Origin of the sequence: Nocardia amamiensis (genome assembly GCF_015477605.1) — a bacterium.
In the GTDB taxonomy this organism is placed as follows: Bacteria; Actinomycetota; Actinomycetes; order Mycobacteriales; family Mycobacteriaceae; genus Nocardia; species Nocardia amamiensis_A.
In genome coordinates this window covers 1-255 of the sequence record NZ_JADLQX010000358.1, presented here as the reverse complement: position 1 = coordinate 255, position 255 = coordinate 1, and the positions used below count along the sequence as shown (strand labels likewise).

Annotated in this window: 1 protein-coding gene; it reads left to right on the top strand. The window is 70.2% G+C overall.

Features of this window, described 5'->3' with window-relative positions:
- Window positions 1-255, top strand: a 255-nt coding sequence (locus IU459_RS38145) for an AMP-binding enzyme (RefSeq protein ID WP_195134381.1), incomplete at both ends; no start/stop codon positions are given.

Genomic DNA, 255 nt, shown 5'->3' with positions numbered 1-255 from the left:
GCACCGACTTCCAGGTCAAGGTGCGCGGCCTGCGCATCGAGCTGGGCGAGATCGAGTCGGCGCTCACGGCGCTGGAATCGGTGGCGCAGGCGGTGGTCGTGGTGCGCACCGATGAGCGGACCGGCGACCAGCTGGTGGCCTATCTGGTGGCGGACCCGGATCGGGTGGTGGACGTCGAGTCGGTCAAGGCCGAGCTCGGCGCGCGGCTGCCCGGGTACATGGTGCCCACGGCCTATGTGGTGCTGGACGAGTTCC